At 66.1% G+C, this 12709-nt stretch carries 13 protein-coding genes; 7 read left to right on the top strand and 6 right to left on the bottom strand.

The features are described from left to right. Positions 1-31: 31 nt before the first annotated feature. Complete coding sequence (locus FJ490_RS15300; RefSeq protein ID WP_140622858.1) at positions 32-481, bottom strand: universal stress protein; 450 nt, start codon at positions 479-481, stop codon at positions 32-34. Between the two features lie 219 nt (positions 482-700). Here FJ490_RS15300 and FJ490_RS15295 point away from each other — a divergent pair, with 219 nt between their 5' ends. Beyond that, positions 701-1282: a histidine phosphatase family protein gene (locus FJ490_RS15295; RefSeq protein ID WP_140674367.1), complete on the top strand. Its 582-nt coding sequence runs from the start codon at positions 701-703 to the stop codon at positions 1280-1282. A 6-nt stretch (positions 1283-1288) separates the two neighbouring features. Here the strand turns inward: FJ490_RS15295 and FJ490_RS15290 are convergent, their stop codons facing one another. From FJ490_RS15290 to FJ490_RS15280, 3 genes are all read right to left on the bottom strand, one after another. Continuing rightward, a complete protein-coding gene (locus FJ490_RS15290; RefSeq protein ID WP_140674365.1) occupies positions 1289-1690 on the bottom strand; it encodes a VOC family protein in 402 nt (133 codons plus the stop codon). Between the two features lie 143 nt (positions 1691-1833). Beyond that, positions 1834-2565 carry a pseudouridine synthase gene (locus FJ490_RS15285; protein WP_140516215.1) on the bottom strand — a complete coding sequence of 244 codons (732 nt, stop codon included), beginning with the start codon at positions 2563-2565 and terminating at the stop codon, positions 1834-1836. A 125-nt stretch (positions 2566-2690) separates the two neighbouring features. Beyond that, the gene (locus FJ490_RS15280) at positions 2691-3575 is read right to left on the bottom strand and encodes an aldo/keto reductase family oxidoreductase (RefSeq protein WP_140728400.1); all 885 of its coding nucleotides are present in this window, start codon (positions 3573-3575) and stop codon (positions 2691-2693) included. Positions 3576-3669: 94 nt separating this feature from the next. Here FJ490_RS15280 and FJ490_RS15275 point away from each other — a divergent pair, with 94 nt between their 5' ends. Continuing rightward, positions 3670-4569 (top strand): LysR family transcriptional regulator, encoded by a 900-nt coding sequence (locus tag FJ490_RS15275; RefSeq protein WP_140516211.1) that lies wholly within the window; start codon positions 3670-3672, stop codon positions 4567-4569. Positions 4570-4653: 84 nt separating this feature from the next. On the opposite strand, the gene FJ490_RS15270 is transcribed toward FJ490_RS15275, so the two are convergent. After that, a complete protein-coding gene (locus FJ490_RS15270) occupies positions 4654-5499 on the bottom strand; it encodes a helix-turn-helix transcriptional regulator (RefSeq protein ID WP_181165261.1) in 846 nt (281 codons plus the stop codon). Between the two features lie 89 nt (positions 5500-5588). On the opposite strand from FJ490_RS15270, the gene FJ490_RS15265 reads away from it, so the two are divergent. Next, positions 5589-6479, top strand: a complete 891-nt coding sequence (locus FJ490_RS15265; protein ID WP_140728401.1) for an SDR family oxidoreductase — start codon at positions 5589-5591, stop codon at positions 6477-6479. An 18-nt stretch (positions 6480-6497) separates the two neighbouring features. Here the strand turns inward: FJ490_RS15265 and FJ490_RS15260 are convergent, their stop codons facing one another. Beyond that, positions 6498-7190 (bottom strand): RibD family protein, encoded by a 693-nt coding sequence (locus FJ490_RS15260; protein ID WP_140728402.1) that lies wholly within the window; start codon positions 7188-7190, stop codon positions 6498-6500. Between the two features lie 318 nt (positions 7191-7508). On the opposite strand from FJ490_RS15260, the gene FJ490_RS15255 reads away from it, so the two are divergent. The 4 genes from FJ490_RS15255 (at position 7509) to FJ490_RS15235 (ending at position 12677) form a co-directional block, all read left to right on the top strand. After that, positions 7509-8456, top strand: a complete 948-nt coding sequence (locus tag FJ490_RS15255) for a substrate-binding domain-containing protein (protein ID WP_140499137.1) — start codon at positions 7509-7511, stop codon at positions 8454-8456. A 232-nt stretch (positions 8457-8688) separates the two neighbouring features. After that, positions 8689-10254: a sugar ABC transporter ATP-binding protein gene (locus FJ490_RS15245; protein WP_140556349.1), complete on the top strand. Its 1566-nt coding sequence runs from the start codon at positions 8689-8691 to the stop codon at positions 10252-10254. Then, a complete protein-coding gene (locus FJ490_RS15240) occupies positions 10251-11267 on the top strand; it encodes an ABC transporter permease (RefSeq protein WP_140516199.1) in 1017 nt (338 codons plus the stop codon). Before FJ490_RS15245 ends, FJ490_RS15240 begins: the two co-directional genes overlap by 4 nt. A 126-nt stretch (positions 11268-11393) precedes the next feature. Next, positions 11394-12677: a hypothetical protein gene (locus FJ490_RS15235; protein ID WP_140728403.1), complete on the top strand. Its 1284-nt coding sequence runs from the start codon at positions 11394-11396 to the stop codon at positions 12675-12677. Positions 12678-12709 lie beyond the last annotated feature (32 nt).

Genomic DNA, 12709 nt, shown 5'->3' with positions numbered 1-12709 from the left:
GCTTGCAGAGCGCCGACTGGCCGGACCCGGCCTACCGCACCACCAGGACCGGGATTTCGCTGTAGGACACGACTTCCGCTGTTTGGCTTCCCAGAAGCAGCCTGCCCAATCCGCGGCGGCCGTGCGAGGCCATGACGATCAGGTCGCAGCGTTCGGTCTGCGACAGTTCCAGGATCGCCTCGGCGGGCCTTCTGTCCTCGATGTGCACGACCTTGGCCGACACGCCCAGCCCCTCGGCGGAAGCCTTGCATTTGTCGAGCACTTCCTTGCCGTATTTGCGGGCTTCTTCCTGATAGGCGGCCAGCCCATCGCCCGCGGCGTAGCCGGCCATGGCGCCGCCCCAGGCGAAGATCGGGAATTGTTCCGAGACGGTGACGAAGGTCACGGCGGCGCCGAGGCCCTTTGCCAGCCCGAGGCCGTGGGCAACGCCCTTGTCGGCCAGTTCCGACCCGTCGGTGGCGATGAGCAGATGTTTGTACATGATGATCGTGACCTATCGTGCTTGGTGAACTATGGACCACACATAGTTATGCCCGGCGCCCAGTCATTGTGCCAATGCGGCGGGGATCAGGGCCAGGGAATGTGGTGGGCATCGCGTGGACCGCACCCAAACGAGCGTTCCACCCCCGGACTTTCGCGCCAGCCGGATTCCCCTTCGCCGCATCGTCCTCTAAGGTGCGGCAACTTCGAAAGGCCCATCATGAGCAGCGCGTTTCCTCAAATCCATCTGGTCCGGCATGGCGAGACGGCGTGGAGCCTTTCGGGCCAGCACACCGGCCGCACCGACATGCCGCTGACGGCGGCCGGCGAGGCCGCCGCGCGGGGTGTGGCGGATCGGCTGAAAGGCCTGCCGTTTTCGGCCGTGTGGTCGAGCCCTTCGCAGCGCGCCTACAACACCAGCGTGCTTGCCGGATTCGGGGCGCAAAGCATCAAGATGGACGACCTGCAGGAATGGGACTACGGCGCCTATGAAGGGAGAACCACCAGGGAGATCCTGGCCGAACGACCGGGCTGGAACGTCTTTCGCGACGGCTGCCCGCAAGGCGAAACGGCGGCCGATGTGGGCGCCCGCGCCGACAGGATCATCGATCGCCTGCGCGAGGCAAATGCCGACATGCTGATCTTTTCCAGCGCGCACTTCCTGCGCGTGCTCACCGCCCGCTGGCTCGGCTTGCCGCCGCAGGACGGCGCGCTGTTCGTGCTTGATACGGCCAGCATCAGCGTGCTCGGCTACGAGCATGACCTCGGCGAGCCGGTGGTGCGCAAATGGAACGGGAAGTAGGACGGCCTAGCTGTCGAACTTCCGGATCGCCTCGGCGGTTACAGGCGTGAAGAAATTCACCAGATTGCAGTCCGGGTCGCGGAACAGCAGCGAGCGGTTGCCCCAAGGCATGGTGGCAGGCTCCTGGACAATTGCGCCCTTGATGGTTTCCGCCAGCCTGGCAAATTCTGCATCGACGTCGCCGACTCGGAATTCGATTATGGCCGTGCGGTTGTCGGCTGGGCGGGCGATGTCGCTGCCGAACAGCATCAGGGTGCGCGTGCTGCCGATCCCCAACGTGCAGGCCGGCGTCGCCAGTTCGGCGAAGTCCTCCGTGTACATCGTCACCGGCATGCCGGTGATCTCGCCATAGAAGCGCACGAGGCGCTGGACATCGGACGTGATGATGCGGACAGAGACGAAATTCATCGCATTGGCTCCTTGATCGTCGAAGCCGCGGCTGGGCTCCCGGCCTTCTATAGGCCGGGGCTCCTGACAGCTTTCCGTCAGGAGACGGAAGTGCCGGCGCGATTTTCAGATATGCCGAACGACAGTGCCAACCCTGCGCCTATTCACCCCGCCAGCAGCGCCAATTCATCGGGCGTCAAATGCCTTGCCGTACCCTTGGCGAGATCGCCGAGCGGCAAGCGGCCAATGGCCACGCGGATCAGGCGCTTGACCTCGATGCCGTGGGCGGCGAGCAGGCGCCGGATGTGGCGATTGCGGCCCTCGTCGAGCACGATCTCCAGCCAGGCGGTGCGGCCGCCGCTGCGCAGCAGCTCGATCGAGTTGGCGCTCAAGGTCTCGCCGTCGATACGCGCGCCGGCGCGCAGCGCTTCCAGCACCGCCGCGTCGGGCACCGTGGCGATCTGAACATGATAGGTCTTGGGCAGGTGCGAGGCCGGGTCCATCAGCCGGTTGGCGAAGCGCGTGTCGTTGGTCATCAGCAGCAGGCCTTCGCTCGCCTTGTCCAGCCGGCCGACCGGCGAGACGAAAGGCAGGTCAAGCCCTTCAAGACAGGCATAGACGGTGTCGCGCTCGAGCGGGTCGTCGCGGGTCGTGACCAGCCCGCGCGGCTTGTTGAGCATGAGATAGACCTTGCGCTCGGCAACGATTTTTTCGCCGTCGACGGCGATGCGGTCGCGATTCATATCGACGCGCAGGGAAGCATCGCGCGCGACCTTGCCACCGACGCGCACGCGGCCCTCGGCGATCAGCCGCTCGGCCTGCGTGCGCGAGCACAGGCCGAGCTTCGACAGCGCGCGGTTGAGGCTGACGCCGGGTCGTGGTGGTCGTGGAGCCATGCTGCTTCGGATCGATCCGTTGTACCGGACCAGATGCCATGGCCGGCGACGGCTGCGCAAGCCGCCGCCGAGGTCGGGATCTTGCCGGACAGCGGTGCCGCCCGGCAAGCGCTAGTCGCGCCGGCTTAGGCTGCTTGCTCGGTCTCGTCCGCGATCCCGTTCAGCACGGAAAGCGCGTCGGCTGGCAGCTCCAGCTCCGCCGCCGCGATGTTTTGCCTGAGATGCGCAATGGACGAGGTGCCGGGGATGAGCAGGATGTTGGGCGCGCGACGCAGGAGCCAGGCGAGCGCCACCTGCATGGGCGTGGCGCCGAGTCTTTGCGCGACATCGGCCAGCGTGCTGGATTGCAGCGGCGTGAAGCCGCCGAGCGGGAAGAACGGCACATAGGCGATGCCGGCCGCGGCAAGCTCGTCGATCAGTGCGTCATCCTCGCGATGCGCGATGTTGTACTGGTTCTGCACGCAAACAATGTCGACGATGCCGCGCCCCTGTGCGATCTGGGTTGATGTGACGTTGCTCAAGCCGATATGGCGCACCAGACCCTGACGCTGCAGTTCGGCGAGCGTATTCAGTTGGGGTTCGAGCGAGCCTTCGGCCGGGCCGTGTATGCCGTGCATGGAGCGCAGGTTGACGACCTCCATCGTGTCGAGTCCCAGATTGCGGAGATTGTCGTGCACGGCCTGCGTCAGTTCCTGCGGCGACATTGCGGGGATCCACGATGCATCGGCGCCGCGCCGGGCACTGACCTTGGTGACGATGGTGAGGTTGGCGGGGTAGGGGTGCAGCGCCTCGCGGATGATCAGGTTGGTGACGTGCGGACCGTAGAAATCGCTGGTGTCGATATGGTCGATACCGCTCGCCACCGCCTCGCGCAGCACGGCGAGTGCACCGTCATGGTCTTTCGGCGGGCCGAACACGCCGGGTCCGGCCAATTGCATGGCGCCGTAGCCCATGCGCTTCACGATGCGGTCGCCAAGCTTGAATGTTCCGGCCTTGCTGATGTCAGTCATGGTCTCAATCTCCTGTGGATCGGCCAGATATAGACAATGCACGCTTGCGCGATAATATGGCGCAATCGGCACAGGCTGTGCGAAAAGGCGAACAATGGCGGATCTGGGCGACCTCCAGGCATTCATGGCGGTGGCGCGCGCCGGCGGCTTTCGCGAGGCGGCCAGGGTCAGCGGCGTCAGCGCCTCCAGCCTCAGCGAAACGGTGCGGCGGCTGGAGGCGGGGCTCGGCGTGCGGCTCCTCAACCGCACCACGCGCAGCGTCGCACCGACCGAGGCCGGCGCACGCCTGCTGGAGCGGCTGGGCCCCGCGCTCGGCGAGGTCGAGGCAGCACTCGATGTCGTCAACGGCTTTCGCGGCCGCCCGGCCGGCACGCTGCGGCTCAACGTGCCTGTCGTGGCGGCGAAACTGGTGCTGCCGCGCCTTCTGCCGCCCTTCCTTGCCGCCTATCCCGACATAAGGCTGGAGGTGACCGCCGAGGACAGTTTCGTCGACATACTGGCGAGCGGCTGCGATGCCGGCATCCGCTATGACGAGCGGCTGGAGCAGGACATGATCGCCGTACCGATCGGCCCGCGCCGGCAGCGCTTCGCCACCGCTGCCGCAACGGTCTATCTCGACCGGCGTGGCCGGCCCGACCATCCGCGCGACCTCCTCGATCACGCATGCCTGCGCGGCCGCTTCGCCAGCGGCCTGACGCCGCCCTGGGAGTTCGAGCGCGACGGCGAGATAGTGAGCGTCGAGCCGACCGGGCCGCTGCTGGTCAGCACCGGCACCGCTATGGCGCTTGCGCTCGATGTGGCGGTCGCCGGCGGCGGCATCGTCTCGCTGTTCGAGGACTGGCTGCGCCCCTATTTCGACGATGGCCGGCTCGAACCGGTACTGGAGCCCTGGTGGCAGGAGTTTTCCGGCCCGTTCCTCTATTACCCGGGCCGCCGGCTCATCCCGGCGCCGCTGCGGGCATTCATCGACTTTGTCGGCGGGATGCGGTGGTAAGGCGCCCCGATGACGGTTTCATGGGACGCATGGCAGGACGCAACCCGCTGCGCATTTCTGGAATGTTCCAGGAACGAGCAGGGATCATCGCGGCGGGTCCAATGACACCTTGGCGCGCTTCGCCAGCTCGCGAATCCGCTCCGCGACCGCGCTGTCGACCGGATTGTAGACGGTCAGGCTCAGATCCGGGCGGCCGTCGACCGCGAATCCCGAATATTCCAGCTCGATGTCGCCGAGCACCGGGTGCTTCAGTCGCTTGGTTCCGTCGCCATGGCTGAGCACGTCGTTCTCGCGCCACAGGGCGGCGAATTCGGGGCTGGCGCTGCACAGTTCGTCGACGAGTTCGCGTACCTCGGACACCGCGCCGGCACGCGCCGCGTCGGCGCGGAAGGCGCCCACCACGAAACGGGCGAGGTTTTCCCAGTCGTGCTGCTTTTCGCGGATGGCCGGGCTGCGGAACATGAAGCGCAAAATGTTGCGCTGGTCTGCGGGCAGGGCGCTGTAATCGGTCAGCACGACCTGGGCGGCGCGGTTCCAGGCAACGACATCCCAGGTAGCGGTCCTGACCAAGGCGGGGCTCGCTTCAAGCGTGTCGAGGAGGCGCTGCAGCCGGGGGCTGATGCCTTCCGCGCCGATATAGCGGACCTCGGGCGGGCGTCCGAGCCCGAGCATGAAAAGGTGCTCGCGCTCGGCCTCGGTCAGCATCAGCCCCTTGGCGATGCGGTTCAGCACATCGGCCGAAGGCGCGCCGCCACGACCCTGCTCCAGCCATGTGTACCAGGTCGGGCTGATGTTGGCGCGCTGGGCCACCTCCTCCCGGCGCAGCCCCGGCGTGCGCCGGCGCCCTGAAAATCCGAACGAGGCCGGATCGAGCCGGGTGCGCCGGTCTCTCAGAAACGCCGCGAGCGAACCGGCGGAATTGGTGGGCATCCTGTTAGCCATTATACCACGATAAGATCACTACTTTAATGGAATAATAGACCGGCGATACTGCGCAGGCAATCGTGCAGGAGAATCGCATGCGTATCTTTTTGACCGGCGCGACCGGTTTCATCGGCTCGGCGCTCGTGGCTGAGCTCATCAAGGCGGGCCATCAGGTGGTCGGCGTCACCCGCTCCGAAGCGGGGGCCCAAGCGCTGACGGCGGCGGGCGCCGAAGTGCATCGGGGAACGCTCGAGGATCCCGAGGGCCTGCGCGACGGCGCGGCAAAGGCGGAAGCGGTGATCCACACGGCGTTCGACCATGATTTTTCGCGGTTTGCCGAGAATTGCGAGAAGGATAGCCGGGTCATCGCGGCACTCGGCCAGGCATTGGCCGGATCCGACCGGCCGCTGGTGATCACTTCCGGCGTCGGCGTGGGCAGCCCCGGACATGGCGAGCTTGCCAGCGAGGACGTCTTCAACGCCAGCCATCCCAATCCGCGCATCGCCTCGGAGCTCGCCGGCAATGCCTTGCTGGAAGCCGGCGTCAACGTCTCGGTGGTGCGGCTGCCGCAGGTTCACAACCCGGTCAGGCAAGGGCTCATCACGCCGCTCATCGAAATCGTGCGCCAGAAAGGCGTTTCGGCCTATGTCGGCGAGGGCCGCAACCGCTATGCGGCGGGCCATCTCCTGGACGCGGCGCGCCTCTACCGGCTGGCGGTGGAAAAGCGGCAGCCCGGCGCGCGCTATAACGCGGTCGGCGAGGAAGGCGTCGAAGTGCGCGCGATCGCCGAGGTGATCGGGCGGGGCCTCAACGTACCGGTGGTTTCGATCGCTCCGGAACAGGCGGCGGAGCATTTCGGCTGGATGGCAATGTTCGCCCCGATGGATCTGCCGGCCTCCAGCGCGCTGACCCGGGCGCGGCTCGGCTGGCATCCGACCGGCCCGACGCTGATCGCCGATCTCGGGGCCATGCGGTACGACGTATGATGCGCCGATAAAGCGTCGTCAGCCGACGGCGTAGCGCAAATGGACGAGCCCGTGGGCGAGGGCTTCGCAGCTTTTGAGCGACAGTTGCATCTTGCCCGCGAGGCCGGTTTCGCCGAATTCGACGAAACCCTGGTTCGCCGCCCGCCCATCAAGAGCGGGAGCGACGAGAAGGCTGAGCTCATCGACAAGGCCGGCCGCGAAGAAGGAGCCGTTGATGCCGGCGCCGCCCTCGAGCAGCAGCCGGCGAATGGCGAATTCGTGGTTGAGAACTTCGAGCATCCGGCCGAGATCCATGTCAGCCGTTTCCGCCACGATATAGGACACGCCGTCGGCAGCGAGCTCGGCCAGGTGGCTGTCGGCGACATCGTGCCCAAGCAGCACCACGACATGGTCGCCGCCAATGTCGGGTTTGGAAAAGTGGAGCTTGCCCGATGGATCGAGCGCCACCGCGTAGCTTCCCGTACCGGTTTGCGCGACATGATAGGGTCGGTCGACCTTGCCCGCATCGGCCGGCGGGTGCGCGCCGGCCTTGCTCATCTCGGCCATGGTGACGCGGCCGACGATCCAGCCGTCGCCCGCAAAATCATTATGGATATACTCGTAGAGGCTCGACCATTCGGCCCGGGTTCCGTCCGGGCTGGCCGTGTAGCGGCTCGGGTGGAGACTGCCGTCCAGCGACGCGATCATATGGCAGATGATGTGCGGTTTCATGCGGGTGTCTCCAGGGAATGGGCTCAGGCGCGGTTCAAACTAGGGCCAGCGCCGGAGAATGGAAGCTGGGCACCCGGCTCATCCAAATTCCGACCATTGCCGACTGGGCCTGTTATATCGATGTTGCACAAATGGTTGAGCCTGGGCTAGCATCCGTTTGCTGGTGCCGACGGGAGGCAGTTTTTGCAACGGCGATCAGCTGGAGCGGCATGCGTTAGCAAACGCAAGGAGGATGCTCCAACACTTTGAACCGACGCATGATCCTTCCTGAAACCGTCCCGGTTTCCGGGGCCGTGCGTTCTTGTGGAGGAGGATCCCATGAACAGACGTGAATTCCTGATGACGTCCGTGGCCGCGGGCGCGATGGTGCTTGCCGCGCCCTCGGTATTTGCGCAGGACAAGCTCACCATTCTCGGCTCGGTGCCCAGTCTCGGCTTTCCGTTCTTCGTGCACATGCTGAACGAGATCAAGGCGGAAGCCGCCACGCAAGGCGTCAACCTGACCGAGAGCGATGGCCAGAACTCGGCCACCAAGCAGACCGCCGACATCGAGGCGGCCCTGGTGCAGAAGGTCAACGCCATCGTGATCTCGCCGCTCGACGTCAACGCGCTGGCGCCGGCCATCGAGGAAGCGGTCAAGGCCGGCGTTCCCGTGGTGACGATCGACCGCCGCGTCGACGGCGTCGAGGGCATCCTCGCCCATGTCGGCGCCGACAACGTCAAGGGCGGCGAGGCGGAAGCGCAGGCCGTGGTGGCGGCGTTCCCCAACGGCGCGAAACTGTTCCACCTCCAGGGCCAACCCGGCGCCGGGCCGGCGATCGACCGCAACAAGGGCGTGCACAATGTGCTCGATCCCTTGAAGGACAAGTACCAGATCGTCTTCGAGCAGACCGCCAATTTCGCCCGCGCCGAGGCGCTGTCGGTGACGGAAGCCGGCCTTGCCGCCAACGGCAAGCCGGACGCGATCGTCTGTGCCAATGACGACATGGCGCTGGGCGCGCTCGAAGCCTGCGCGGCGCGCAACTTCACCGACGTCAAGATCTACGGCTTCGATGCGCTGCCGGAAGCGCTGGTCGCGGTCCGCGACGGCAAGCTCGCCGGCACGGTCGAACAGTTCCCGGGCCAGCAGTCGCGCACCGCCGTGCAGATCGCCGTCGCCTACGCCAGGGACAAGACGGAGCCGAAGGAGAAGCTGGTGCTGTTGACGCCGATCGTCATCGGCAAGGACAATCTCGACAAGGCCGAGAGGCTGAACGAGACGAAGTGAGCTCGCATGGAGAGGTCGGCGGGGCAGCACCCCCTCTGGCCTGCCGGCCATCTCCCCCGCAAGGGGGAGATGGGCAGTGTCGATGTCCGCATTCTCATTGCGGCGTTGAAAATTGGCGAATGCGGAACAGACAGCCAATCTCCCCCCTTGCGGGGGAGATGTCCGGCAGGACAGAGGGGGGTGTTCACGCGCCGACGGGTCCGGAAACTGCATCGAGGGAAGCACCCATTCCATGGCTGAAGCCGCACCCGTCCTGCTCGCCGTCGAAGGCGTCACCAAGCGTTTCGCCGGCGTCACCGCGCTGAACGATGTCTCGCTCGACGTCAGGCCCGGCGAAATCCTCGGCCTGCTCGGCGAAAACGGCGCCGGCAAATCGACGCTGCTGAAAATCCTGTCGGGCGTCATGCCGCCTTCCAGCGGCCATATCATTTTCGACGGCGCCGACTACCGGCCGTCGAGCCCGCAGGATGCCAAGCGGCTAGGTATCGTCACCATCTACCAGGAGCTCAGCCTGATCCCGACGCTGACGGTGGCGGAGAACATCTTCATCGGCCGCGCCCCGACCGGTCCGCTCGGCCTCGTCTCCTGGCGCAAGATGGAGCAGGACTCCCGCACCATCATCGCCCGCGTCGGCCTCACGATCGATCCGATGACGCCGGTCTCGGCGCTTTCGGTGGCCGAGCAGCAGCTCGTCGAGATTGCACGGGCGCTGTCGCTGAAGAGCCGGCTGATCATCATGGACGAGCCGACATCAGCGCTGACCGAGACAGAGGTGCAGCGGCTGCTGTCGATCATGGACAGGCTGCGCAAGGACCATGTCGCCATCATGTTCGTCACCCATCGGCTGGAGGAGGCCGCCGCCATCTGCGACCGCATGACGGTGCTCCGGGACGGCAGGTTGGCCGGCAATCTCGACCGCGAAGGCGGGCCGATCCGATTGCCGCGCATCATCGATAAAATGGTCGGCCGCGCGGCGTCCGAGCTCTATGCGCGGCCGGCGCAGCGCACGGTGGCCGGCGACGTCGTGCTGTCGGTGCGCGGGTTGCGCACGGTGCGCGATCCCGAAGCGCCGCACGCCATCGTGCTCGACGGCGTCGATATCGACCTCAAGGCCGGCGAGATCCTGGGTGTCGCCGGCCTCGTCGGCTCGGGTCGCACGGAGCTGGCGCGCGCCATCTTCGGCGCCGACCGGATCGCGGGCGGCACGATCACGCTCAACGGCAGGCCCATCGCGCCGGCCTCGCCGGCGGATGCCATAGCGCTCGGCATCGGCCTGGTGCCTGAGGATCGCAAGCATCAGGCGATCTTCGCCGCGCTCGGCATCCTGCCGAATTTCTCCGTCGCCTCGCTCGGGCGGTTCAGCAATGGCTTCGGCTTCATGGCCGAGCGGCGCGAGCGCGATGCGCTGGCGGGGTTCCGGAAAATGCTATCGATCCGCATGGCGTCGGCCGAGCAGGCGATCGAGGGCCTGTCAGGCGGCAACCAGCAGAAGGTGATCCTGGCGCGCTGGCTGGCGCGCGACCCCAAGGTGCTGATCGTCGACGAGCCGACGCGCGGCGTTGATGTCGGCGCCAAGGCCGAGGTGCACCAGATCCTGGTGCAATTGGCAGCGCGCGGCATAGCGGTGATGATGATTTCGTCCGAGCTGCCCGAAGTGCTGGCTGTGTCGGACCGGATCGTGACCATGCGCAAGGGGCGCATCACCGGGCAGATGCCAGGCATCGAGGCAAGCGAGGAAAAACTGATGGAACTGATGGCGCTCGACCAGCCGGGAGCGGTTGAGGAGGAGGCACGATGAGCGTGGCCGAGGAGCAGAGCCGGCGTGGCGGCATCAGCATTGCGCGGCTCTTGATGAATTTCGGGCCGCTGCTATTCCTGGCGGCGCTGGTGGTCGTCTTCACCGTGCTGAAGCCGAGCTTCATCGATCCGATCAATCTGTTCAACATCACCCGCCAGATATCGATCACCGGGCTGATCGCGCTCGGCATGACCTTCGTCATCCTCACCGCCGGCATCGATCTTTCGGTCGGCTCGCTGCTCGCCTTCTGCGGCATGGTGGCGGCCGTGGTCGCCAAGGGCGGCACCGCCAACACGCTGTCGCTGTCGACGTCGGGAACGCAGGGCTATGGCTGGTTCGCGGCGCTGCTTGCCGCCGTGGTGGTGGGGGCGGTGGCCGGCGGTGTTCAGGGCTTTGCCATCACCAGGCTGAAAGTGCCGCCCTTCGTCGTCACGCTTGGCGGGCTCACCGTGTTTCGCGGCCTGACGCTGACCATCTCCAATGGCGGCCCGATCTCGGGCTTCGACGCTTCTATGCGCTGGTTCGGCACCGGGCTGATCGGCCCCGTGCCGGTGCCGGCGATCATCTTCGCGGCGGCCGCCATCCTGTGCCACATCGTGCTACGCTACACGCGCTATGGACGCGCCGTCTACGCCGTCGGCGGCAATGCCGAGGCCGCACGGCTGTCGGGCTTGCGCGTCGACCGCATCCTGGTCTCGGTCTATGTCATCGTCGGCTTCTTCGCCGGGCTCGCCGCCTTCGTGCTGTCGGCCAGGCTGAATTCGTCCGAAGCGGTGGCCGGCATCGGCTACGAGCTGACGGTCATTTCGGCCGTCGTCATCGGCGGTACCTCGCTGTTCGGCGGCATCGGCTCGGTGGGCGGCACCGTGGTGGGCGCCGCCCTGATCGGCGTGCTACAGAACGGGCTCCAGTTCAACAACGTCTCGTCCTACACGCAAAGCATCGTCATCGGCCTAATCCTGATCCTGGCGGTGGCGTTCGATCGCTGGCTGAAGTCGCGGGTGAGGCGCTAATTCTTTCTCCCTTGTCGTCGGAGAAGGGGAAATCGCCGCTCTGGCAGGAGAGCTCGCCACCTTTCTTGCAAAACAACCCCCCTTTGCTAGAAGGATTTCGGGCGGGTGGCATTCTGAGAGAACCTCATGTTTGCCGATATCATCAGACCGATCAGCTTGAGTTTTTCGCTGCTGCGGCGGTTCTGGCCGCAGCTCGTCGTGCTGGTGCTGGCCGGTGTTCTGGCCGGCGATCTCTTGCTGCAACTGGCGGCCAAGGTGGCGCTCGCAAACCATTTCGCCGGGCTCGCCATGCTGACGCTAGTGGCGCTGGCGCAACTGGTGGTGACGGTGGCGATGTTCCATGTGCTGCGTCCCGGCTTGCCCCATGTGCTGGCCGCGCAGCGTGGCGCGGAAAAGGCCACGGTCGCCGAGGGGCAGGGAACCGCGGACCGGTGCGGTTCGCGGCTGGTGCGCATGATCACCATCGCGCTGTTGCCCTTCTTCGCCTATTACGCGGCCTGGGGGTTCCTCGGCGACATCGTGCGGCAATATTCGCGCGAAACGCTCGACCAGGCCGGCTTCGGCCAGAGCGCCAATGTTCTGGACGTGCTGGATTCGCGCTGGCTGCTGGTCTCGGTGGCGGTGTCCTGGCTGGTGCGCCGGCTGGCCAAGTTCATGCAGGCGAAAACGGGCGCCGCCTCGTTCTGGCAGATCGTGGTGGTGATCTGCGAGACCAACTGGATCTTCGTCGGCCTCTACGTCATCAGCCGCTGGAAGGACAGCGCGCTGCAATGGCTGATGAGCCGCAATTTCTGGTCGGTTCTGCAGGCGTCGGCCGACGGGCTGGCGAGCCCGGTGCCAGCGGCGACGGCCGCGCCGATGGTGCCGGTCGAGATCACCTCGATCGCGCCCTCGACGATCGCCGTCAACCTGTTCTTCTACATGCTCTTGCCGCTGATCTGGCTGGTGATGGCGGCGCTGATCTATGGCTATGATGTGCGCGACGATACGGCACTGATGCGCGTGCACGGCCGGCTGGAACGCGTCGGCAAGCGCTATGCCGGCCTGCCGAAATTCCTGCGCGATTTCGTCGAGCATTTCGTCGCCGGCTACCGCTCGCGCTATCTGCCGATCGCCAATGGCGTGCGGCTGACGGTGAGTTCCAGCCTCGTATTGCTGTGCACGCTGATCGTCGGCTATCGCCTGCTCGACTGGGGCGCGGCCTGGCTGTGGCTCGGCGCGACGCGGCTGATCGGCCCGCACGAGCTCGACGTCTGGCAGATCCTGTCGCATGGCGTGACGCTGTTGTTCGGCAGCCCGTTCCAGGATTCCTCCACCGGCATCCTGGTCGAGCCGCTGCGCATCTGCTTCCTCGCCGCGGTGCTGGAGACGGCGTTCTCGCTTTCGAAGGGGAGCGGTCGTTCCCGGTAGCGACGGGAATGACCGTAGCGTATCCTTGTCGC

Origin of the sequence: Mesorhizobium sp. B2-5-11, from assembly GCF_006440835.1 — a bacterium.
GTDB lineage: Bacteria > Pseudomonadota > Alphaproteobacteria > Rhizobiales > Rhizobiaceae > Mesorhizobium.
This window is presented reverse-complemented; position numbering and strand designations above follow the sequence as displayed.

Bases quoted from the DNA above. Each gene is read 5' to 3' on its own strand.
- FJ490_RS15300 (WP_140622858.1), bottom strand. From the start codon at position 481: ATGTACAAACATCTGCTCATCGCCACCGACGGGTCGGAACTGGCCGAC.
- FJ490_RS15295 (WP_140674367.1), top strand. From the start codon at position 701: ATGAGCAGCGCGTTTCCTCAAATCCATCTGGTCCGGCATGGCGAGACG.
- FJ490_RS15290 (WP_140674365.1), bottom strand. From the start codon at position 1,690: ATGAATTTCGTCTCTGTCCGCATCATCACGTCCGATGTCCAGCGCCTC.
- FJ490_RS15285 (WP_140516215.1), bottom strand. From the start codon at position 2,565: ATGGCTCCACGACCACCACGACCCGGCGTCAGCCTCAACCGCGCGCTG.
- FJ490_RS15280 (WP_140728400.1), bottom strand. From the start codon at position 3,575: ATGACTGACATCAGCAAGGCCGGAACATTCAAGCTTGGCGACCGCATC.
- FJ490_RS15275 (WP_140516211.1), top strand. From the start codon at position 3,670: ATGGCGGATCTGGGCGACCTCCAGGCATTCATGGCGGTGGCGCGCGCC.
- FJ490_RS15270 (WP_181165261.1), bottom strand. From the start codon at position 5,499: ATGCCCACCAATTCCGCCGGTTCGCTCGCGGCGTTTCTGAGAGACCGG.
- FJ490_RS15265 (WP_140728401.1), top strand. From the start codon at position 5,589: ATGCGTATCTTTTTGACCGGCGCGACCGGTTTCATCGGCTCGGCGCTC.
- FJ490_RS15260 (WP_140728402.1), bottom strand. From the start codon at position 7,190: ATGAAACCGCACATCATCTGCCATATGATCGCGTCGCTGGACGGCAGT.
- FJ490_RS15255 (WP_140499137.1), top strand. From the start codon at position 7,509: ATGAACAGACGTGAATTCCTGATGACGTCCGTGGCCGCGGGCGCGATG.
- FJ490_RS15245 (WP_140556349.1), top strand. From the start codon at position 8,689: ATGGCTGAAGCCGCACCCGTCCTGCTCGCCGTCGAAGGCGTCACCAAG.
- FJ490_RS15240 (WP_140516199.1), top strand. From the start codon at position 10,251: ATGAGCGTGGCCGAGGAGCAGAGCCGGCGTGGCGGCATCAGCATTGCG.
- FJ490_RS15235 (WP_140728403.1), top strand. From the start codon at position 11,394: ATGTTTGCCGATATCATCAGACCGATCAGCTTGAGTTTTTCGCTGCTG.